Consider the following 20,119-nt stretch of genomic DNA (forward strand, 5'->3'; position numbering starts at 1 on the left):
TAATAGTTTAAATTAAATATACCAAAAACATTTTTGCTAGTCCCAGGAAAATAAAGAACCCAAAAACATCAGTAACAGTTGTTAAAAATATTGCAGAAGCTAAAGCAGGATCAATTCCAGCCGATTTTAAACCAAGTGGTATCAGGAATCCAAATAATCCGGCTAATAAGAGGTTAAATACCATTGCCAGAAATATAATTATTGCCAGATAATAATTTCCATACATATAGTATAATATGACCCCTGTCAAAATACCTGTTGCAGCACCATTAATAGTTCCCAGCATACCTTCTTTAAAAATTAATTTCCAGCTTTCTTTAAAATCAACATCTCCTAAAGCTATGCTCCTGATAACAACCGACAGTGTCTGACTGCCTGCATTACCTCCCATACCGGCTACTATCGGCATCGCTACTGCTAAAGCTACAACCTGTGCAATTACATCTTCAAATATTCCAACTGTAAATGCAGCCAGAAAAGCTGTACCCAGATTGATAAACAGCCAGGGAAGCCTCCTCTGTACTGATTTAAAAAGCGGTGAATCAACACTTTCCTCTTCATGTACACCAACCATTTTGTACATATCTTCTGTGTTTTCAGCTTTTATGACATCAATAATATCATCTATAGTAATAATACCTATCAAAATACCTCTTTTGTTGACAACCGGCATAACAGTCAGATCATATTTAGAAACCTGACGTGCAACAACCTCCTGATCAACATCTGGAGTTACTTTAATAATATTGTCTTCCATTATTTCAGATAGCTTTGTTTCATCTGATGAACTTAAAATTTCGCGCAGATCAACAACACCTACCAGTTTTTTCTGGTCATCAGATATAAAAATGGTATCAATTATTTCTGTATCAGGTCCAATACCTTTAATTTTCTTCAAAGCTTCAGTAGTGGTGAGGTTCTTGTTCAGCAAAATATATTCTGTTGTCATTATTCCGCCGGCTGACTCTTTATCATAACCCAGCAGTTTTTTTACTACTTCTGCCTCTTCCTGCTTCATATGTCGGAGGAGCTCTTTCCTTCTCTGAATGGGGAGAAGTCCCAGTATATCTGTAATATCATCTGCTGCCATATAAGAAAAAATTTCTATTATTTCTTCATAACTTTTATTTTTTAATATATCGATCTGCAGTTCTTTTTCCGATTCTTCAAAAATATCTGCCAGATCTTCTGTGTTCAAAAGTGAAGTGAAGTTTTCTATTTTTTCTCTGTCGAGTTCTGATAAGGCTTCAGCAATATCAATTGGATAGTTTTTTTCCACCCATTCTTTAGAAACATTTTTGTTTTTATCCAAATATTCAAATATATCATGTTTAATATTATCAAGTTTTTCTGCCATAAAATCACCTCAATTTTTATTTATCTAAAACTGATTTATACTCATCTCATAATCATACTATTCAGCCCCATTATGATTAAAATAGTACCTCCAATAAAATCAGCATATTTTTCCACCAGTTTAATATGCCTAACATATTCTATTAATTTGAAAGCTGCCGCAGTCATTGTAGAAGCAACTATTCCAATAATTAATGTTTTATGAATCATAACTGCTGAACTTAAATCATAAAAAAGCGAAAATCCTGCTCCCAGTGCATCAATACTGACACTTATCCCTAAAACAGCAATAGTTATCAGTGTTAAATTTTTATATATGCACTGTTCATCATCTTTAAAACCTTCATAAAAAAATAAAATTCCTAGAATTAAAATAACACTACCGCTTAAAAAATCAGATATTCTAAAAAAATTTTGATTTATATAATGACCAAGCAGTGCACCGGAAAATGCAAATAAAAATTGGAAAAATCCAAAAGAAAAAATTATTTTAATTCTATCTTCTTTAGAAGGATTTGAACCACAGCCAATTCCCATTGAAACACCAAATGCATCTAAAGCAAGCGCTAGTGCAATTAAATAAATATTTATTGTGATCACCTCAGTACAGTAGTTTAAAGTGTGTTATTTATTATTTTATCATAAAAATACTCAAATTTATAATTTAATTGGAAGAAGGATTTTTCCTATTTTTTAAATTATGTTATAATAAATATATAAATTAAATTAACAGGAGGGTAAATTGTGGAACACAACAGTTTAGAAACCGCTAAAGCAGCAATAAAAATGGCCATATCTACCAGAAGTGAAGAAAAAGAATTGAAAAAATTATTTGCTGAAGATAATATAGAGACAGCCGCCGTAGATTTTGGTGGAGAATTTAATAAATCTGTTCCAGAAATTATAGAAAGAGCTGTAATCGCAGCAAAAAGGGAAAAAATCATTACAGCTTCTCATGTTGATCAGGGAACAGTGGCCGGTGCTGCACATGATGCCCTATCACAAATTATGCACAGAACTATGGGCCTAAATGTTGGAGGTAAAGTTGGTATTGCGCGCAGTGGTGAGCATTTAGTAGTATCTGTATTTTTTGGTGTAGGCATGTTCAACCTTAATGAAGTAACAGTTGGCTTAAGCCACAGATCACTGGTGCATAAATAATAAAATATATCTGTTGACAAGGTCACCCAAAGAATTATATAATAAAGAAAATAAAATAACTGGTAGTATGGTAATATGGTAGGAGAGTTATAGAGATAACTGTATCCTTTTTGGGATGGTTATTTTTGGTATTCACAGCACTCCTGACGGGGTGTTTTTGTTTTTATCCCTTCTACCAGTTAGAAAGGAGAAGGTTCGATGAAAAAAAATTTTTTTACAGATTTTAATTTTAAAATTATCTCTCTCATGATTATGACTGTTTTGATCTTCACTATTTCTACAGGTGCTGCAGAATATGAAATTGGAATATCTCAATTTGTTGAACATCCAGCTCTGGACTCTGCTCGAGAAGGATTTATCGATGCTCTTGCTGAGGAAGATTTTGTAGAAGGTAAAAATATTGAAATTACCCTTCAAAATGCTCAAGCAGATATGGCTACAGCCCAGAGTATAGCTCAGAGATTTAAACAGCAGCGGCCGGATTTGGTTCTGGCTATTACAACACAATCTGCCCAAACAGCTGTTAATGTTATTAAAGATATTCCAATTCTCATAACAGCAGTAACAGATCCTGTTGTGGCAGGACTTGTTGATTCGATGGAAAAACCGGGCGGCAATGTAACAGGCACAACCGATATGAATCCTGTTGCAAAACAGCTTGATCTGGTAAAACAGTTTATTCCTAATGTAAAGGATATAGGTATTCTCTATAATCCTGGAGAGGTTAACTCTGTTGTTCAGGTAGAAATCGCAAAAGAAAAGGCAGAAGAAATGGGTGTTAAATTACATGAAGGTACTGTAACCAACAGCAGTGAAGTAAGTCTTGCTGCATCTGCACTGGTGGACAAAGTAGACGCAATTTATGTACCTACAGATAATATTATTGTGTCTGCACTTCCGGCTGTATTAAACATAACAAACCCTAAAAAAATACCTGTTTTTGCTTCCGAAAATGGTCAGGTTAAACAGGGTGCTGTGGCAACACTGGGAATCGATTATTATATGCTGGGTAGACAGACCGGTAAAATGGCAGCCAGAGTGTTAAATGGCGAAAAACCAGCAGATATGTCGATTGAAGGGGCAGAAAATCCCAAACTTTATTTAAATAAAACTGCCTGCAGTAATCTGGGACTGGAAATACCGGAAGAAATACTAGAAAAAGCTGATGTAATTTACGAATAAAAATGTATAATAAAATATACAGCAACATACAACTATAAAAACATTAAATATTATTTATTTATGGTTAAAAACTTGATAATATTGTAAAGAGGTGTACTATGAATCTAAGTTTTGCTCTGACATCCCTTGAACAGGGACTGGCATTTGCTTTAATGGCTCTGGGAGTTTTTATTACTTTTAGAATACTTGATTTTGCAGACTTAACAGTAGACGGCAGCCTCCCTCTAGGAGCTGCCGTATCGGCCAGATTAATAACAGCAGGTGTAAACCCATTTTTTTCACTTGCTGCAGCTTTATTTGCCGGTGGATTGGCTGGAACTATTACCGGCTTTTTGAACACAAAATTAAAAATTGCTCCTCTTCTCTCAGGAATTTTAACAATGACTTCTCTTTATTCTATTAATTTGAGGGTTATGGGAAGGCCAAATATTCCACTAATCAGCCGAGAAACCATTTTTTCTATTACAGAAGATTGGGGATTGGCATACCCATGGAACAATATCATTCTACTTGCCGCACTAATTATTGCTGCTAAACTAATTTTAGATGCTTTTTTGAACACACAGCTTGGTTTTGCACTACGAGCCACCGGAGACAATCCACAAATGATAAGAAGTATGGGTATCAGCACAAACTCAATGAAAATGCTGGGACTCATTATTTCCAATTCTTTTGTAGCACTTTCTGGAGCACTGGTGGGACAGTATCAGGGCTTTGCTGATGTAAATATGGGTATAGGTACAATTGTAGCAGGACTTGCTTCTGTAATTATTGGAGAAGTTTTAATTGGCGAACACTCTATTGTTGTAACAACACTTGGTGTAATTGTTGGTTCTATACTCTATCGTTTTAGTATTTCTATTGCTTTAAATTTAGGTCTTGCTGCTTCAGACCTTAAGCTATTAACTGCTATTATTGTTGTTATATTCTTATCGACACCCAGACTTAAAAAAATATTGAGGTGAAAAAATGCTTGTTATTAAAGATCTCACAAAAATTTTTTACAGAGGTACTTCAAATGAAAATACAGCTTTAAATAATATAAATCTTACTGTAAATGAAGGGGACTTTATTACAATTGTAGGAAGTAATGGAGCCGGGAAATCTACTCTTCTCAATTCCATTGCCGGAGTTTTTCCTGTAGAAAAGGGAAAAATACTTTTAAACGGAAAAGATATTACCTGTCAGACTGAGTATAAATGTGCTAAAAATATAGGGCGCGTATTTCAGGACCCTCTTTCCGGTACTTCACCGGAAATGACAATAGAACAGAATTTATCCCTTGCAATCTCTAAATCAAATAATCTTTCTCTGAAGTGGGGATTGACATCATATAAAAGAAAAATAATAAAAAAACACCTTAAAAAAATTGATTTAGGCCTTGAGGATAGATTGACCACAAAAGTTAAACTGCTTTCTGGTGGACAGAGACAGGCACTAACTCTTCTGATGGCCACAGTTGCTGATCCGGGCCTGCTGCTGCTTGATGAACATACTGCAGCTTTAGATCCCGCTACAGCAATTAAAATAAAAAAATTAACTGCCGAACTGATAAATGAAAATAATATTACCACACTTATGGTAACACATAATATGGAAGATGCTATAAAAATGGGCAACCGACTGATTATGATGGATGATGGTCAGATAATTTATGATATCACAGGTAAAAATAAAGATAATCTCACCATAGAAAAGCTGCTCAAAATGTTTGAAAATAAACATGGAAGTAAGTTTAATAATGACAGAATTCTGCTTTCTGTTTAAAAGCCCTGGCTGAAAAAAGCTCAGGGCTTTTGATTATGATATTTAATTAAACTTATTCTTCCAGCAGGTGACATGCAGCAAAATGATTATCTCCATAATCTTTAAAAACAGGTTCTTCAACAGAACATTTGTCAAATGCCTTAGGACATCTGGGGTGAAACCTGCAGCCGGATGGTGGATCTACCGGACTGGGCACATCACCTTCCAAAATTATACGCTCCTTCTTTTTGGTTGGGTCTGCTTCTGGAATAGCAGATAATAGAGACTGTGTATATGGATGCATCGGATCATCAAACAGCTCAGTTTTATCAGCCATTTCTACTATCTTACCCAGATACATAACTGCTATTCTATCACTAATATGCTTTACAACACTTAAGTCATGAGCAATAAAGAGATAGGTCAATCCAAAGTCTTTCTGCAGATCCTGCAGAAGATTTATTACCTGTGCCTGTATAGAAACATCTAAAGCAGAAACAGGTTCATCTGCAATAATAAGTTTTGGATCAACTGCAAGTGCTCTTGCAACACCTATTCTCTGGCGCTGCCCACCGCTGAATTCGTGTGGATAGCGGCGCATATATTCAGAACCAAGTCCAACTCTTTCCAGTATATCTTTAACTTTTTCGTTGCGTTCTTTTTTGTTTTTGGCCAAATTGTGTATGTCAATCGGCTCACCAACTATATCTGCAACAGTCATTCTCGGATTTAGTGAAGCATATGGATCCTGAAAAATAATCTGCATATCTCTTCTGATATTTCTTAAATCTTCTTTATTAAGTGAAAGCACATCTTTTCCTTCAAAAATGACTTCACCTGCTGTTGCTTCCAGCAGACGGAGAATTGTTCTACCTGTAGTTGATTTACCACAGCCAGACTCTCCTACAAGACCCAGTGTTTCTCCCTTATTAACAAAAAAACTAACATCATCTACCGCCTTAACATAAGCAACTGTCTTTTTAAAAATTCCAGCTTTTACAGGAAAATATTTTTTAAGATTGTTTACTTCAAGTAATTTTTCTGCCATGCCGATCACCTCTGCTCCTCATATATTTTCACATTTTGCTTTTTCATCTCTTCAAGATCTTTGTATCTCCAGCAGCGGACTTTATGTCCTTCAGCTGCATCTACAATTTTCGGCTCATCTGTAAAACATTTTCCTTCAGCAAGAGGACAGCGGGTGTTGAACTTACATCCATCTGGAAAATTAAGTGGATTTGGTACAATACCTGGGATTGCCTGAAGCCTGTTTACATCTCTGTCCAGTTTTGGTATTGAATTCATCAATCCCCAGGTATATGGATGTTTTGGATCAGCAAAAAGTGTGTTTACATCTGTATATTCAACAATTTTACCCGCATACATAACCGCTACTCTATCAGAAATCTCTGCAATTACACCGAGGTCGTGTGTTATCATCATAATAGACATCCCATAACTAGCCTTAAGACTGTTCATAAGTTCCAGTATCTGAGCCTGAATTGTAACATCGAGAGCTGTTGTTGGCTCATCTGCAATTAACAGTTTTGGATCACAGGATAAAGCCATGGCGATCATAACTCTCTGCCTCATGCCACCAGATAACTGGTGTGGATATTCATTAATCCTTTGTTCTGGAAGGGGAATTCCAACTTTTTTAAGCATTTCAACAGACTCTTTCATTGCCTCTTTTTTACTGAGGCCTTTATGAATAATTATAGCTTCAGAAATCTGATCACCAATTGTATAGACCGGATTTAGAGAAGTCATCGGCTCCTGGAAAATCATGGATATCTCATTACCCCTTATTTTCCTCATTTCGGCCTGGCTCAGTTTTGTAAGATCTATTCCTTCAAACAAAATTTCCCCCTCAGCAATTTTTCCTGGGGGAGATTCAACCAGTCCCATTATTGAAAGTGATGTTACACTCTTACCACAGCCTGATTCTCCAACTATACCAAGAGTTTCTCCAGGATAAATTTCGAAATCTATCCCATCAACGGCTTTAACTACTCCTTCTTCTGTATAGAAGTATGTTTTTAAGTTTTTAACATCTACAAGTTTTTCCTTATTTTTATTTGCCAAAATTTTTCACCTACCCTTTTGTATTCTAAACTTCTACCTACTTTTTGGATCAAGAGCATCTCGGAGTCCATCACCGAAAAGATTGAATCCAAGCACTGTTAAAATAATAGCAATGGCCGGAAATACTCCCCACCACCACTGCCCCTGTGCCAGATATCCCTGGCCCGCAGAAATCATATATCCCCAGCTGGGAGTAGGAGGCTGTGTTCCAAATCCAAGATATGTTAATGATGCCTCAATCATAATAATACTTCCCATACCAAGTGTTGCCTGGACAATTACAGGAGCAATAATATTAGGCAAAATATGTTTGAACATTATCTTCCAATCTTTAACACCAAGTGCACGAGCAGCTTCAACAAATTCCTTTTCTTTAATTGAGAGAACCTGCCCTCTTACAACTCTAGCAATAGACATCCAGTAAACAAGACTAATAGCGGAAAAAGTTAAAATTAAGCTGGGTGGGAAAAAAGCCACAATTGCAATAACAAACAGCAGAAATGGAAATGCATATAAAACATTGATAATCCAGCTTATTATATCATCTATTATCCCACCATAATAACCGGCAAGTGTACCCAAAATAATACCGATTAAAACAGAAATTGACATGGCAGCAATAGATATCTGCAGTGAGATACGAGCACCATAAATAACCCGTGTTAAAATATCTCTTCCATATAAATCTGTTCCAAATAGGTGGTCAGCAGACGGTGGAGCTAGCTTTACAGCTGCCCCTTCTGTCCATATCAGCTGTTCCACTGGATCATATGGAGTTAAATATGGAGCTAAAATAGCAACTATTATAAATAATATTACTATACTCATACCCACTAATGCAAGTTTATTTCGCTTTAATTTTCTCCATGAATCCTTTAATAATGTATCAGAAGTTTCTTTTAATCCTTCACTTTTTAAATTGCTTTTTTTATTTAAATTTTTATCACTCAAAATATTGGACCTCCTATCATTTTGTTAAATAGATTAATTAAGCAGTTATTATTCATACCTGATCCTTGGATCAAAAAATCCATATGATAGATCAACTAATAGATTTGCCAGCACAAATACTAGAGCCATGAATAATACTACCCCTCTTATTATTGGAAAATCTCTATTTGTAACAGCCTGAATAGAAAGTCTGCCCAGTCCAGGCAGAGAATAAATAGTTTCAGTAAGCATTACACCACTTAAAAGGCTGGCAGTCTGCAGGCCTATAATTGTAATAACAGGAATAAGAGCATTTTTTAATGCATGTTTATAAATTACTGCTTTTTCTTTTAATCCTTTTGCACGGGCAGTTTTTACATAATCCTGATGAACAACTTCCAGCATAGTAGACCTGGTTAATCTAACTATAAGTGCCATTGGTCTGACCCCAAGAGTTAAAATTGGAAGTACATAATAAATCCATTCTCCATTCCCAAGTCCAGTGCCGGGCACCCAGCCCAATTTTCGAGCAAATATAATAACCATAATTAATCCTACAAAATATACAGGTGAGGCTATTCCCAGCAGGGAAAAAATCATACTCAGATAATCCTGCCACGTATATTGATGGGTTGCAGAATATATACCAATCGAAACTCCTAAAACAACAGCTATAATCATAGCTCCAATAGCAAGTGTTGCTGTAACAGGAAGCCGGCTTTTTATTGATTCTATAACTGTCATATTATTTCTATAAGATCTCCCCAGATTTAATGTAAAAACATCTTTATAGAATTTAACCAGCTGAACATGTGTTGGTTCATCCAGACCCATCTCTTTTCGGATCAACTTCAGTGTTTCTGGATCACCTCTCTGGCCCATCATTATCCTGGCCGGATCACCAGGTACAATAGTTGTTAATATAAAAACAACTAATATTACTCCAAGAATAACCGGAATGACCCCTAGTGTCCTCCTAATAAAATATGCAAACATCAGTAAAAACCTCCATTTTCCTTTCCTATTGTAGTAAATATAAATTTATTAATCAAAATTAAATATATACTGATAAAAAAGGCATAATTTTGGTTCCCATTAATGGGAACCAAAATCTGCCCTGAATATATTATTTAATTTTCACGCTAGATTACTTACTAATCCACACATCTCTAAATAGATTGGCATGCTGACCAAAGGCCGGCAGCTCATAATTGTTGACATATGGCTGTACCAGTGAGTGAGTTGTATAGTGATAAATAAATACCCATGGTGCTTCTTCAACTGCTATTTTTTCTGCCTGCTGATATGCCTGTTTGCGTTTTTCTGGATCTGTTTCAAGACGGGCATACTCAGTTAATGTATCAAACCTTTCATTGCTGAATCGTGCATAATTTCCTTCTGGACCAATATTATCGGAATGCAGAAGAACATACAGGAAGTTATCAGGATCATTATAATCAGCCACCCAGCCCATTCTAAAGAATGCAGCTTCTCCACGCTCAACAGAATCAAGATGGCTTCCCCAGTCTAAATTCTGAAGTTTTACATCTATTCCAACCTGTCTGTACTGAGCCTGCAGTGCTTCGGCCACACGTTTATGTCCTTTTGAAGTATTATACTGAAGTGTTACTTCAAATCCATCTTGATATCCAGCTTCTGCCAGCAGTGCTCTGGCTTTATCTGGATTATAACTATATCCTTCTAATTCCTCATTATATCCAAACATGGTGGGGGGGATAATACCTTTAGCAGGTGTATTCCTTCCATTCTGAACCAGTTCAATCATCATTTCACGATTGATAGCATAATTCATAGCCTGGCGCACACGCTTATCATCAAAAGGCTCTTTTTCCACATTCATACCATAGTAGTATGTTCCAAGCTGTGGTAGTTCAAAGAATGTATCAGGATAGTTTTCTTTAGCATCAAGATAGAAAGGATCATCAACATATGTTTGATAAATATTTCCAATCTGGAATTCTTCCCACATCATTGTATAATCAGGAATAATACGGAATTCTAGAGCCTCCAAATAAGGCAGCTGATTACCATCTTCATCTTTCATCCAGTAATTATCATTTCTGGACATTCTAACAACTGAATCCTGTTCCCATGATTCAAATTTAAATGCACCAGTCCCAACTGGATGAAAGTTCCAGTCTTCTCCCCACTTATTAACATCCTCTTTTGGCATTACAACAAAAGTATTATATGCAAGTGTACCTAAAAAAGGTGCAAAAGGTTTTTCCAGTTCAACTTCAAGGGTATATTTATCAACTGCTCTAACACCAGCCAGCTTATCTGTTTCACCATTACGATATGCATCATACCCTTTAATCATATCAATAAAATATGCACGTGGTGATTTTGTTTCTGGAGAAGTAATGTGATTAAATGTCCATACCCAGTCTTCAGCTGTTACTTCACGGCCTCCATTAGCAGTTGGGGTTCCACCTTCTGTTTCTGCATGAAAGTGAACTCCTTTTCTCAAATGAAATGTATAGGTTTGAGCATCTTCACTAATATCCCAGGATTCTGCAAGCAGTGGTTTTATATTTCCTTCTGAATCATATTCAACTAATGTTTCAAAAAGCTGATATATCATTTCTGCAGATTTGGTGTCTGTAGACTGTGCCGGATCCATCTGGGGTGGATTACTCTGCAGTGCATCCTTCCATACACCACCATATTTATCTGTTTCAGCCATTACAGCTGCAGAAAGTCCAACAATCAGAACAGCAGTCAATATAATGCTAATTAATTTTTTTTTCATAAAATACTTTCCTCCTCTTAAATTTTAAATACTCTGCTGGGTACCTTATTGGTACATACAGAAAAAGATTTCTCAATATTTCCTTTTGTATGATACTCCCCCTCCAAAAAAGGCCAATAAAAGTTGGATAACTCAACTTTATTCAAGTAATCTAGCTAAAAGTATATGAATTAATTATATTATGTATATTAAATATTGTCAAGATTGGCACCAGCAGGAATTTTCTTCATTTTATTTTATTAAATTTTTGATAAAAACTTCTTGTTTTTAGTACTTTACGTATAAAATCATCTGTTTCTTCAAACGGAACACTGTACTCTTCCCCCATTTTTCCATCCCAGCCGGATTCTATCCATTTACTGACATTGCCCTGTCCAGCATTATATGCAGCCAGTGCCAAATTTAATTTATTATCAAATTTTTCCAATAAATGAGCAAAATACCAGCTTCCAAACTCAATATTAATTTTGGGATTATAAAGATCAGAAACAACAAAATTTTCTAAATCTTTTTGTTCCGCTATCCATCCTGCTGTCTCGGGCATTATCTGCATCAGGCCCACAGCACCACGGCTGGATAGAGCATCTGAATTAAAACCGCTTTCTACAAATATAAGTGCAGCCAGTAGATCGGAATCAACGGAGCTGGTTTCAGCTTCTTTAGAGATAATTTCTCTGTATTTAATAGGCTGAAAATACAATTTAAAATAATATGGCTGTGAAAATAACAATAAAATACAGACAGCAAGTAGTACAAGTGATATTATATTTGATTTGACATATTTGCTTATATACAAAACCTTTCCTCCCAGAGGTTGATTAGATATTTTTTTCAGCAAGTGAATTAATGATCATTTCTGCAGTAGATAAATTTGTTGCAAGGGGAACTGCATGCACATCACAGACTCTAAGCAGTGCACTAACATCCGGCTCATGCGGCTGAGCAGTCAGCGGATCCCGCAAAAATATTACACCATCCAGTCTTTCTTTGGCAATTTCTGCTCCTATCATCTGATCTCCCCCCAGGGGACCAGAAGCCATCCTTTCAATGTTCAAACCGACTTCATCGATCAGCCTTTTACCTGTTGTACCGGTGGCTATTAAATCCATTTTTTCGAGAATCTTTTTATGTTTTTTAGCAAAATTTATAATATCTTTTTTCTTTTTATCATGGGCTATTAAAGCTATTCTTGTCATTTAAATCCACCTCCTTTTCCCAGTAATAATCCAGTTTTTCCTTCAAATCGCTGATACTGCTGTTGTTGTCAATAACAGTATCTGCCTTCTTAATCTTTTCCTTCAGAGGAAGCTGAGAATTGATTCTGCTTTCAGCTTCTGAAACAGTAAGATTATCTCTTTTTTTGATCCTCTCTATCTGCTTTTTGCGCTCAGTATTAATCACCCAGACTTTATCACAGTAGCTGTCAAGACCGGTTTCATATAGCAGTGGAGCCATAAAAATTACTATTTTTCCATGAGAAATAATTTTTTCTGCTTTATTTTTCATTTCTGAAATAATAAGGGGATGTAATATAGATTCTAATAGTTCTTTTTTTTCTCTACAGCTGAAAATAATATTTCCCAGCTTTCTGCGGTCTATTTCTCCATCTTCTTTTAAAATTCCTTCTCCAAATTTATTTTTTATCTGCTCCCAGCCTTTTTCTCCTTTTGCTGTAATCTGATGTGAAATTTTATCTGCATCAACTATTTCAGCATTTTTGGTGGACAAATATTCTGCAGCTGTCGATTTGCCGGAAGCAATTCCACCTGTAAGACCAATTATCATCTTATTCACTCCTGTGAAAATAATTTACTTCTGACAGTTGGGACAGTAATAGCTGCCTCTCCCGCCAACCTTTTTTTTCTTAATTGTGCTGCCACATCTGCAGCATTTTTCCCCTGCTTTCTGATATATCTGCAGTTCTTCCTGAAATGAACCCTTTTCCCCAAATGCATTTACATAATCACTAAAAGTGGTCCCTCCATATATGATACCTTTTTTTAGTATTTCTCTCATACTGCGGTAGATTTTTTCTATTTCTGGCTCTGTCAGTGTATCAGCCTTTCTCTCCGGATCTATACCGGATCTAAACAAAATTTCATCTGCATAGATATTACCTATTCCAGCAATAAATTTTTGATTCATAAGCAGTGATTTTATAACACCACGCCTGTTTTTGAACATTTCTTTAAAATCATCCAGACTCAGATCATCAGAGAGAGGTTCTGGCCCCAGTTCAGCATAACCTCCGGCTTTTCCCGGCTGATCTTTATCGATCAAATAAATCCTGCCGAATTTTCTTATATTATTAAATCTAAGCTCCTGTCCATTATCGAGATGAAAAACTACATGTGTATGTTTATCTCGAAATTTTTCGCACTGTTTAACAAGCAGTTTACCTGTCATCCGGAGATGGATAATCATTTCTTTATCATTTTCCAGTTCAATGATAATATACTTGCCTCTTCTGGTTATATCTACAATCTTCCGACCGACAGCTTCGTTTTTAAATTCATCTGCCGCAGGATGAGCAATTATTTTTTTCTCACTGATTGTTATATCTGTTATATATCGATCTTTTATAAGTGGTCTCAAACCTTTAACTATAGTTTCTACTTCTGGTAGTTCAGGCACTGCAGTCCACCTCATAATCTTCTTTATCCCGCCAGTTTTTTCCTATCTGCAGATCAACAATAAGCGGTACATCCAGTTTACAGGTATTTTCCATCTTTTCTTTAATTAAACAGGCAGCTTCTTTAAGATCAGATTCTGCTACTTCAAATACTAGCTCATCATGAACCTGAAGCAGTATATTTACTTTTAGCTCTTTATCTTTAAGAGCTTCATACACATCGATCATGGCTTTTTTCATTATATCTGCTGCTGTTCCCTGAACCGGAGTATTAATTGCTGTTCTTTCTGCAAATGATCTCCTGTGATAGTTTTTACTGTTTATTTCTGGGATATATCTTCTTCTATTAAAAAGTGTTTTAACATAGCCTTTTTCCTGAGCCTCTTTAATACTTTTATCCATATATTCTTTTACTCCAGAAAACTCCTCAAAATATTTATCTATATAATCCTGTGCTTCTTCCACAGGAATATCAAGATCCTGGCTCAGCCCATAAGCACTCATACCATATGCTATACCAAAATTAATTACTTTTGCATGCCGCCTCATATTTGGAGAAACCTCTTCACTATTTACTTCAAATATTTCAGCAGCTGTTTCTGTGTGAATATCCCTACCTTTACTGAAAGCTTCTTTAAGTCTTTGATCTCCACTGAGATGAGCAAAAACCCGGAGCTCAATCTGCGAATAATCTGCTGCAAGCAGCAGCATATCGTCTTCCGAAGGAAGAAATGCCTTTCTGATTTCTCGTCCTTCTTCTGTCCTAATGGGGATATTCTGCAGATTGGGATCTGTACTGCTCAGACGACCTGTTGCTGTCACCATTTGATTGTAGCTTGTGTGAATTTTACCTGTTTCCTCATTTATCAGTGCTGGCAGAGAATCAATATATGTTGATTTTAGTTTTGCAAGCTGTCTATATTCTGTTATAAGTGGGATTATTGGATGCTTGTCTTCCAGCTGTGACAGAACATCTGCATTGGTAGAATAACCTGTTTTTGTCCTTTTTATAACTGGAAGTCCCAGTTTTTGGAACAGTATTTCTCCAAGCTGTTTGGGTGAATTCAAATTAAACTCTTCACCTGCCAGCTCATATACTTTATCTGTTATTATTTTCAGCCTCTTTTCCAGCTTTTGTGATAGTTTTTGCAGCCATTTTTTATCAACTTTAACACCATTGTACTCCAGAAGAGCCAGAATTTTAATCAGAGGCAGTTCTATTTCAGTGTAGAGCTCCAGCAGAGAGTTTTCCTTTAGTTTTTCTAGATAGATTTCTTTTAACTCAAATAATTTTGCGGTTTTTAAAGCTTCTTTCTCTACTTCGTCCAGCTCTGCCAGCGAAATATTAAGTTCTCTGCTGAATATTTCGTCAAGATCAGGTAGTGTAGCTGATGGCTGAAGCAGATATGCTGCCAGCAGTGGTTCAAAAACAAGACCATTTACAATAACTTCATATGACATAAGGGATAATGAACCTTCTTTTGCAGAAAAAAAGAGCTTATCTATTTTTTTAGATTCCAGTATTTCTTTTAATTTATCAGGGAGATCATCTTCATCTATTTTAATTCTTCTGGTTTTCCCATCTGATAGACTAATTATTATTTCTTTTATTAATCCATTACGTGCACTGCTGCCTGCTTCTCTTTTAACTGATAACGCAATTTCTCCCTCTTCCTCAAGTATCATTTCAAAAAAGGAGTTCATATCTGAAGCAGAAGCTGTTTCTATATCAAGCTGATCAATATCCAGTTTTTCTTTATATTCAAAACGAGACAGCAGACTGTTAAAGCCAAGCTTTTTAAAATGTTCGGCTGCTTTCCGGTCATCTTGAAGATTTAGTTTACAGCTGGAGAAATCCATTTCTACAGGAACATTGGTCTTTATTTCAGCCAGCCGGTAGCTCATTCTGGCCTGATCTGCATATTCTTCCAGATTTTCTTTACGTTTTTTTCCTGAAACTTTGTCTATATTGTTCAAAATTTCTTCTATAGAATTAAACTGTTTTAAAAGCTTAATGGCAGTTTTCTCACCAATACCCGGTACTCCCGGAATATTGTCAGAACTATCTCCCATAAGGCCCTTCATATCTATCAATTTTCCCGGCTGTATTTCGTATTTTTCTTTTATCTTTTCAATATCATACAGCACTATGTCAGAAATTCCTCTGCGGGTATACATTACCCTAATATTATCAGAAACAAGCTGAAGTGCATCTCTATCTCCTGTTACTATATATACCTGATAACCTGCTCTTTCGGCATCTTTGGCCATTGTTCCAAGCAGATCATCGGCTTCATATCCTTCTTTTGAAATCATAGGTATTTTTAGTATATCCAGTGTCTCCTGAAGAAGTTTTATCTGTGTGACCAGTTCATCAGGCATTTTTTTTCGATTTGCTTTATAATCATCATATTCTTCATGTCTAAATGTTGGTTCTTTGCGGTCAAAGGCAACAACCAACCTGTCCGGATTCCATTCATCTATCAAACTAAATAACATCCTTACAAAACCAAACACAGCATTTGTATATTCCCCTTTATCATTGGTAAGCAGCGGCAGTGCATAAAAAGCTCTATGTGCCAGACTGTGCCCATCTAAAAGAAATATCGATTTTTTTTTACTCAAACTAATCATCTCCCGGTATCATTAAATTTTTTTAGCTGATTAAACTGAAATTCTGCTGGATTTAAACGGCAGCAGTACCTCAATTTTAGTTCCCTCTGATATTTCACTCTCAACTTTTATTTTTCCATCATAACTATCTACAATCTGTTTTGCAATCGCAAGGCCCAGTCCAGAACTGTTCTTTTGGCGGCTTCTCGACTTATCGGCCTGATAAAATCTTTCGAAAATATGCGGCAGATCTTGTTCAGGTATACCGCGCCCATTGTCTTCTACTATAATCTTTACCATGTTTTTGTTTTCTGTTTTTTCCTTTTTGAGCAGAATATTTATTTGACCATCTTTATCTGTAAAATTAATACTGTTTTCCACAAAAATTCTAATCAGCTGTTTAAAAAGCTTTCTGTCTCCATAAAATTCCACTTCATCTTCTATATTAAAGTCAATTCTGATTTCTTTATTAACAAGCTTGATTTCTTTTACAATTTCTAAAAGCAGTTCAGAAAAAGAAAACAATTCTTCTTCTCGATTAAACCGCGAATCATCACCTCTAGCCAGAAAAAGAAGATTTTCCAGCAGATGATTCATTCCTTCAACTTCATTTTTAATGGCTGTAATTGCTTCATCTCGCACTTCTTTTTTCTCTTTACCCCATCTATCCAGCAGGTTTATATAACCTCTAATAACAGATAGTGGTGTGCGCAGTTCATGTGAAGCATCCGAAATAAATTGTTTTTCTCTTTTAAAAGATTTTTCCAGCCTTCCCAGCATTGTATTAAAGGTTTCTGCCAGCTGCTGTAGTTCGTCATCAGCACCTGTAACAGAAAGTCTTTTTCCAAGATCACTAAGGCTAATTTCGCGGGCTGTTTCTGTGATTTTTTTAATGGGATTAAGCATTCTTTTGGTAGTTATATAGCCAACTATAAGAGAGGCAAGTGTGCCGATAAATCCGGCAGCAGTCAGAACAATTATGAGAACATCCAAAAAGTTTTTTTCAAAAGTAATATCTCTTACGATCTGAATATATCCATTAAAAAAAAATGACTGATTTAAATCAATAGTTTTTACAGCAAGATTTCGGCCGCTGATGCTGAATTCTGTTAGTTCTCTGTTTAACGGAATCTCCATATTTTCCAGATATTTTGACTGTGCTGTAATCTCAGCTCTACTGTTCAGCACTCTAAAAAATATATTTCCCTCACTTCGGCTGATCTCCTGAAGAATTTCTGCATCAAAAACATTTATTGAACCATCTATCCCCTTTATCTGTGACATGACAAATTCTCCAGTATTGCTGATGCTGTTTTCTATACTGTTTGCTATAAAATTTGATAAAAATAGATAAACAGCTGCATTTACAAGCAAAATGACAAGTATAAACATCAGGGTGTAGACTACTGTAATCTTCCAGGACAATTTTCCGCGTTCTTTAAAAAAATTAAACATTTTTATTCTCTCTCAAAACATACCCAACACCGCGGACTGTATGTATTAACCTGTCGGAAAAAGGCTCATCTATTTTGGACCGCAGATACCTTATATAAACATCTACAATATTTGTCTCTCCGGTGTAATTATAACCCCAGACATTATTAAGAAGTTTTTCTCTGGATAAAACTATATCTCTGTTTTCCATAAGGTATGTGAGCAGGTCATATTCCTTTTTTGTGAGTTCTATCTGTTCTCCAGATCTTTTTACAATATGTCTTGATTTATCAATTGTAAGATCAGAAACCTGAAGCAGATTATCATCTCCCTCTTTCTCATCTGCATTTCTCCTCATCAGTGCTCTGATTCTGGCCAAAAGTTCTTCAATAGCAAAGGGTTTTGTTAGATAATCATCAGCTCCTGTGTCAAGACCTTTTATTTTATCATCCAGCTCTGAGCGTGCTGTAATCATTATTATTGGTATCTCAGAAAAATTTCTGATTCTACTGCAGACTTCTATCCCATCTATTTCCGGCAGCATTAAATCCAGCAGCACTAAATTAAACAATTCTTCTCTGATAAGCCTGATCCCTTCCAGACCACTGTCTGTTTTTTTTACTGAATATCCTTCATGTTCCAGCTCGAGCTCTATAAACCTTGCGATCTGTGTATCGTCTTCTATAATTAGTATTTTCTGAGCCATTATTTCACCTCTTTTGCCTATCTAATATATTATACCAATAATATGGAGTAATTTAAAATAAAAAAAGATGGGCTCATTTCTGAGCCCCTGTTAAATCATTCTTTATAATAACCATTTTTTTATAGTCACTATATTTATTGACAGCATTTATATATCCTTTATTTGATTGTAAAATGATTTTTTAGAATCTATTTTTATAAATTGTGTTTATTTAAAACATCATAATTTATTTATTTTTATATAACCTATTTTAGCGGTTTATATCATTTGGTTTGTTTCCGATCCGAGCAAATATAATTTTTGGACTTCCATTTCTAATAACTTTAATCATTATTCTGTCATTGACTTCTTTATTTTGTATTATATCTGCAACATCAGAAGTTGATTTAATTTTTTTCTCATCAATTTCTTTAATTATATCATAAGGTTTTAAACCAGCTTTTTCTGCAGGACTGTCAGGATAAACTTCAATAACAATAACTCCTTCTCTGTTTTCCAGTCTGAAATAATCCTGCATATCTTTACTGATTTCACTAAATGCAATACCAAGCCACGGCTGTGTTACCTGTCCTTTTGTTTTTAGCTGATCTACAATACCTTTAATTTCATTAATAGGTATTGCAAAACCAATCCCCTGTCCTACAGCACTTACTGCTGTATTAATTCCAATGACTTCTCCATTAATATTGAGCAGGGGTCCACCACTGTTACCGGGATTAATTGCAGCATCAAGCTGTATTAAATTCTGATAAGTTCTAACCTGTCTATCATTTGTTGGTATCTGAATCGGCCTACCAAGTGCACTAATTACACCAACTGTCACTGTATGTTCAAATCCAAAGGGATTACCTATGGCAATTGCCCATTCTCCGGGACGTATTTTTTCGGAATCACCAAGTTTAATTGGTGTTAGATCTGCATCTGTATCTACCTTTAAAACAGCAAGATCAAGACTAAAATCCGACCAGACAATCTCAGCTTTTAAAGGTTCTTCTATTCCATTTATTGAAACCTCTACTTTATCAGCACCGTCTATTACATGCTGATTAGTAACAATATATCCGTCTTCAGATACTATAAAACCTGAACCAAATCCCTGTCTTTTTCTGGGCTGCTGTTCCGGAAGCGGCAGTTTATCACCAAAAAAGAATCTAAAGTATGGATCATTAAATATATGTGGAAGCTCCTGACTCCCTGCTGTTTCAACTGTAGAAGTAACTTTTACAACGCCATTATCTACCTTTTCTGCAATATCAGCAAAATGGTTGTTTACTATGATATTATTTTTATCCTGTGCATATAATACTGCAGACAATGAGGACAGAATAAACATTACAAGCACTGCAGAAATAATTGTTTTCTTAATTATACTCTTTTTATTTCTTAAAAACTTGACCATCTTTAGCACCTACCTTTTGTTTAATTTTAAGTTGATTATAATTCACAAAAAACTTTACTGAACAAACAACTTCAGACTAAGTATAGCAGAAAAATATTAAAA

19 protein-coding genes are annotated in these 20,119 nt (G+C 35.5%); 4 read left to right on the plus strand and 15 right to left on the minus strand.

Annotated features, from left to right (window positions below):
- Positions 1–7 precede the first annotated feature (7 nt).
- Positions 8–1,357, minus strand: a complete 1,350-nt coding sequence (mgtE, locus tag DFR78_RS05000) for a magnesium transporter (RefSeq protein WP_114457739.1) — start codon at positions 1,355–1,357, stop codon at positions 8–10.
- Positions 1,358–1,398: 41 nt separating this feature from the next.
- A complete protein-coding gene (locus DFR78_RS05005) occupies positions 1,399–1,956 on the minus strand; it encodes a manganese efflux pump (RefSeq protein WP_233486987.1) in 558 nt (185 codons plus the stop codon).
- Between the two features lie 144 nt (positions 1,957–2,100).
- Here DFR78_RS05005 and DFR78_RS05010 point away from each other — a divergent pair, with 144 nt between their 5' ends.
- The 4 genes from DFR78_RS05010 to DFR78_RS05025 all read left to right on the plus strand — a co-directional run bounded on the left by DFR78_RS05010 (position 2,101) and on the right by DFR78_RS05025 (position 5,466).
- Positions 2,101–2,517, plus strand: coding sequence for a HutP family protein (locus tag DFR78_RS05010; RefSeq protein WP_199505552.1), 417 nt, complete (start codon positions 2,101–2,103; stop codon positions 2,515–2,517).
- Positions 2,518–2,715: 198 nt separating this feature from the next.
- Positions 2,716–3,699 (plus strand): ABC transporter substrate-binding protein, encoded by a 984-nt coding sequence (locus DFR78_RS05015; RefSeq protein ID WP_114457742.1) that lies wholly within the window; start codon positions 2,716–2,718, stop codon positions 3,697–3,699.
- Positions 3,700–3,797: 98 nt separating this feature from the next.
- Positions 3,798–4,664, plus strand: a complete 867-nt coding sequence (locus DFR78_RS05020) for an ABC transporter permease (RefSeq protein WP_114457743.1) — start codon at positions 3,798–3,800, stop codon at positions 4,662–4,664.
- Between the two features lie 4 nt (positions 4,665–4,668).
- A complete protein-coding gene (locus DFR78_RS05025; RefSeq protein WP_114457744.1) occupies positions 4,669–5,466 on the plus strand; it encodes an ABC transporter ATP-binding protein in 798 nt (265 codons plus the stop codon).
- 52 nt (positions 5,467–5,518) lie between these two features.
- Here the strand turns inward: DFR78_RS05025 and DFR78_RS05030 are convergent, their stop codons facing one another.
- The 13 genes from DFR78_RS05030 to DFR78_RS05090 form a co-directional block, all read right to left on the minus strand.
- Positions 5,519–6,493, minus strand: coding sequence for an ABC transporter ATP-binding protein (locus DFR78_RS05030; RefSeq protein WP_114457788.1), 975 nt, complete (start codon positions 6,491–6,493; stop codon positions 5,519–5,521).
- A 5-nt stretch (positions 6,494–6,498) separates the two neighbouring features.
- Positions 6,499–7,530, minus strand: coding sequence for an ABC transporter ATP-binding protein (locus tag DFR78_RS05035; protein ID WP_114457745.1), 1,032 nt, complete (start codon positions 7,528–7,530; stop codon positions 6,499–6,501).
- A 33-nt stretch (positions 7,531–7,563) separates the two neighbouring features.
- On the minus strand, positions 7,564–8,481 hold the full coding sequence (locus DFR78_RS05040; RefSeq protein WP_199505553.1) for an ABC transporter permease: 918 nt from the start codon (positions 8,479–8,481) through the stop codon (positions 7,564–7,566).
- Between the two features lie 48 nt (positions 8,482–8,529).
- Complete coding sequence (locus DFR78_RS05045; protein WP_114457746.1) at positions 8,530–9,456, minus strand: ABC transporter permease; 927 nt, start codon at positions 9,454–9,456, stop codon at positions 8,530–8,532.
- A 151-nt stretch (positions 9,457–9,607) separates the two neighbouring features.
- Positions 9,608–11,233 carry an ABC transporter substrate-binding protein gene (locus DFR78_RS05050; RefSeq protein WP_114457747.1) on the minus strand — a complete coding sequence of 542 codons (1,626 nt, stop codon included), beginning with the start codon at positions 11,231–11,233 and terminating at the stop codon, positions 9,608–9,610.
- A gap of 226 nt (positions 11,234–11,459) precedes the next feature.
- Positions 11,460–12,029 carry a lytic transglycosylase domain-containing protein gene (locus DFR78_RS05055; RefSeq protein ID WP_114457748.1) on the minus strand — a complete coding sequence of 190 codons (570 nt, stop codon included), beginning with the start codon at positions 12,027–12,029 and terminating at the stop codon, positions 11,460–11,462.
- Positions 12,030–12,051: 22 nt separating this feature from the next.
- The gene (gene mgsA / locus DFR78_RS05060; RefSeq protein WP_114457749.1) at positions 12,052–12,429 is read right to left on the minus strand and encodes a methylglyoxal synthase; all 378 of its coding nucleotides are present in this window, start codon (positions 12,427–12,429) and stop codon (positions 12,052–12,054) included.
- Positions 12,401–13,018, minus strand: a complete 618-nt coding sequence (gene coaE, locus DFR78_RS05065; protein WP_114457750.1) for a dephospho-CoA kinase — start codon at positions 13,016–13,018, stop codon at positions 12,401–12,403. The genes mgsA and coaE overlap by 29 nt, the downstream gene beginning before the upstream one ends.
- 24 nt (positions 13,019–13,042) lie before the next feature.
- Complete coding sequence (mutM, locus tag DFR78_RS05070; protein WP_114457751.1) at positions 13,043–13,867, minus strand: bifunctional DNA-formamidopyrimidine glycosylase/DNA-(apurinic or apyrimidinic site) lyase; 825 nt, start codon at positions 13,865–13,867, stop codon at positions 13,043–13,045.
- Complete coding sequence (gene polA, locus DFR78_RS05075; protein ID WP_369834922.1) at positions 13,860–16,490, minus strand: DNA polymerase I; 2,631 nt, start codon at positions 16,488–16,490, stop codon at positions 13,860–13,862. Before polA ends, mutM begins: the two co-directional genes overlap by 8 nt.
- Before the next feature lie 39 nt (positions 16,491–16,529).
- Complete coding sequence (locus DFR78_RS05080) at positions 16,530–17,933, minus strand: cell wall metabolism sensor histidine kinase WalK (RefSeq protein ID WP_114457753.1); 1,404 nt, start codon at positions 17,931–17,933, stop codon at positions 16,530–16,532.
- Entirely contained in the window at positions 17,926–18,618 is a 693-nt protein-coding gene (locus DFR78_RS05085) for a response regulator transcription factor (RefSeq protein ID WP_114457754.1), read from the minus strand. Before DFR78_RS05085 ends, DFR78_RS05080 begins: the two co-directional genes overlap by 8 nt.
- Positions 18,619–18,868: 250 nt before the next feature.
- A complete protein-coding gene (locus DFR78_RS05090) occupies positions 18,869–20,017 on the minus strand; it encodes a S1C family serine protease (protein WP_114457755.1) in 1,149 nt (382 codons plus the stop codon).
- Between the last annotated feature and the right edge of the window lie 102 nt (positions 20,018–20,119).

Source organism: Halanaerobium sp. MA284_MarDTE_T2 (assembly GCF_003337245.1).
Lineage (GTDB): Bacteria > Bacillota > Halanaerobiia > Halanaerobiales > Halanaerobiaceae > QPJE01.

What these genes read in the sequence shown, in the direction of transcription:
- DFR78_RS05020 (WP_114457743.1), top strand. Translation starts at nt 3,798, where the DNA reads ATGAATCTAAGTTTTGCTCTGACATCCCTTGAACAGGGACTGGCATTT.
- DFR78_RS05025 (WP_114457744.1), top strand. Translation starts at nt 4,669, where the DNA reads ATGCTTGTTATTAAAGATCTCACAAAAATTTTTTACAGAGGTACTTCA.
- DFR78_RS05045 (WP_114457746.1), bottom strand. Translation starts at nt 9,456, where the DNA reads ATGTTTGCATATTTTATTAGGAGGACACTAGGGGTCATTCCGGTTATT.
- DFR78_RS05030 (WP_114457788.1), bottom strand. Translation starts at nt 6,493, where the DNA reads ATGGCAGAAAAATTACTTGAAGTAAACAATCTTAAAAAATATTTTCCT.
- DFR78_RS05050 (WP_114457747.1), bottom strand. Translation starts at nt 11,233, where the DNA reads ATGAAAAAAAAATTAATTAGCATTATATTGACTGCTGTTCTGATTGTT.
- DFR78_RS05090 (WP_114457755.1), bottom strand. Translation starts at nt 20,017, where the DNA reads ATGGTCAAGTTTTTAAGAAATAAAAAGAGTATAATTAAGAAAACAATT.
- DFR78_RS05080 (WP_114457753.1), bottom strand. Translation starts at nt 17,933, where the DNA reads ATGTTTAATTTTTTTAAAGAACGCGGAAAATTGTCCTGGAAGATTACA.
- mgsA (WP_114457749.1), bottom strand. Translation starts at nt 12,429, where the DNA reads ATGACAAGAATAGCTTTAATAGCCCATGATAAAAAGAAAAAAGATATT.
- DFR78_RS05085 (WP_114457754.1), bottom strand. Translation starts at nt 18,618, where the DNA reads ATGGCTCAGAAAATACTAATTATAGAAGACGATACACAGATCGCAAGG.
- mgtE (WP_114457739.1), bottom strand. Translation starts at nt 1,357, where the DNA reads ATGGCAGAAAAACTTGATAATATTAAACATGATATATTTGAATATTTG.
- DFR78_RS05015 (WP_114457742.1), top strand. Translation starts at nt 2,716, where the DNA reads ATGAAAAAAAATTTTTTTACAGATTTTAATTTTAAAATTATCTCTCTC.
- coaE (WP_114457750.1), bottom strand. Translation starts at nt 13,018, where the DNA reads ATGATAATTGGTCTTACAGGTGGAATTGCTTCCGGCAAATCGACAGCT.